The following is a 1814-nucleotide window of genomic DNA, read 5'->3' on the forward strand; positions in this document are numbered from 1 at the left end:
GGCGGGCGGTTCGGCCTGCTCGACCTGGGCACTGTCCTGGTCGGTGGCGGTCGGGGTCTCGTCGTCGCCCCCGAACAGCTGGACGAGCCCGATGCCTATCGCCAGGACCACCGCGGCCAGGAGGACCATCGCGATGGCCCGGTACGGAGGTCCGGTCGGCTCATCCTGGTCGGGGCCGGCCCCGGCGCCGCCGGCGGGCGCGCCCGGACCGTAGGGGTCGTACTGCGAGGTTTCGGGCTGGGAGCTCACGCCGGTGAGTGTAGGTCAGTCGAGCCGCATTCCCAGGTTGCGCGCCGCGCGTGCCTTCTGACGGCTGCTGCGCATGCGACGAAGCCGCTTGACGAGCAGCGGGTCAGCGGCCAGCGCCTCGGGGCGGTCGATGAGGCCGTTGAGGATCTGGAAGTAGCGGGTCCCGGACATGTCGAACTTCTGCCGGATCGCCTCCTCCTTGGAGCCGGCGAACTTCCACCACTGACGCTCGAACTCGAGCATGGCCCGGTCCCTGTCGGACAGCACGGGGTCGGCGGCGTGCAGCTCGTCCGCGGGCGGCGAACCGCCCTCGACCCTCGGTCGGCGTGCCGCGGTTGCTGATCGACCCATTCGCTCGCCTCCTGTGCCCGGATCACACCGTTGTGATTCCCCCGTAGTGAACCACACGGATCCGACACCCTGCCAGGTGCGCACTAGGATCTCCTGCCATGGCCGTCCTGCCCATCGTCATCCTCGGCGATCCCGCCCTCCACACCCCCACCGAGCCCGTCACGGAGTCCCCGGAGGAGATCCGCGACCTCGTCCGCGACCTCTACGACACGATGGACGCCGCCAACGGAGTGGGTCTGGCCGCCAACCAGGTGGGGGTGCGCAAGCGGGTGTTCGTCTACGACTGCCCCGATCTGGACACCGAGGACGGCGAGGGCGTCTCCCGCGAGGACGTCGAGGCCCGCGGCGGCTGGCTCAACCGCCGCGGCTGCATCGTCAACCCGGTGCTGGAGACCTCCGAGATCCCGGAGACCATGCCGGACCCGGAGGAGGATCTCGAAGGATGCCTCTCCGTCCCCGGTGTGAACTTCCCGCGCGGGCGCGCCTGGTGGGCCCGGGTCACCGGAACCGACGAGAACGGCGAGCCGGTCTCCGTGGAGGGCTATGGCCTGTTCGCGCGGTGCCTGCAGCACGAGGTCGGTCACCTGGACGGGTACCTCTACACCGACCATCTGATCGGCCGTCACCGCAAGGCCGCCAAACGCCACATCCGCGACGCAGGCTGGGGCGTGCCCGGGTTGAGCTGGGACCCGACCACCGATCCCGACCCGTTCGCCGACGAGGACGACGGTGACGAGTGGGACGACGACGAGGCCACCGACCCCCGTGGCTGAGCAGGACCGGGGTCTGGCGGACCGGTCCCGGTGGAACGCCGGCCGACGCGTGGAGGTGGGGATGCGCGTGGTGGTCCGTCGCCATCTGGAGGCCGGGCAGGGTTCGCACCTCTACACCGACGTCATCGGACACGTGGTCGCGCTGGATCCCGAACTCGTGGTGCGCCGCGAGTCGGGCGAGGAGGTGCGGATCCCCGATTCCGACATCGCGGTGCTCAAGGTGCTACCGCCCCGGCCGGTCCGGGCACGCGACGTCCGGGCGCACGAGTACGCGGGTGCGTTGGCGTGGCCGGGCACGGACTTCGAGCTCGTCGACGGCTGGTTCTGCCGTGCCGGTGACGACTGGTCCTACCGCGGGAACTCGGCGGTCCCGGTGTTGCCGTGGGCCAGCTGCTCGGAGCTGGACGGGGTCCGCGACTGGTACGCGGCCCGCGGCCTGCC

Annotated in this window: 3 protein-coding genes and 1 pseudogene; 2 read left to right on the plus strand and 2 right to left on the minus strand. The window is 71.1% G+C overall.

Annotation, left to right across the window (positions count from 1 at the left end; all coding sequences use genetic code 11):
• Window positions 1-249 (minus strand): annotated as a pseudogene (locus tag G6019_RS11820) (LytR C-terminal domain-containing protein); the annotation flags it as partial.
• Between the two features lie 15 nt (window positions 250-264).
• Window positions 265-600, minus strand: coding sequence for a DUF3263 domain-containing protein (locus G6019_RS11825; RefSeq protein WP_107757397.1), 336 nt, complete (start codon window positions 598-600; stop codon window positions 265-267).
• A gap of 98 nt (window positions 601-698) precedes the next feature.
• Between G6019_RS11825 and G6019_RS11830 the strand changes: the two genes are divergently transcribed.
• Window positions 699-1373 (plus strand): peptide deformylase, encoded by a 675-nt coding sequence (locus G6019_RS11830; RefSeq protein ID WP_107757398.1) that lies wholly within the window; start codon window positions 699-701, stop codon window positions 1371-1373.
• On the plus strand, window positions 1366-1814 hold a 449-nt coding region (locus G6019_RS11835; RefSeq protein ID WP_439822629.1), incomplete at its 3' end, for a GNAT family N-acetyltransferase, cg3035/Rv0428c family. The genes G6019_RS11830 and G6019_RS11835, both read left to right, overlap by 8 nt.

The organism is Dietzia sp. DQ12-76 (genome assembly GCF_014145045.1).
Lineage (GTDB): Bacteria > Actinomycetota > Actinomycetes > Mycobacteriales > Mycobacteriaceae > Dietzia.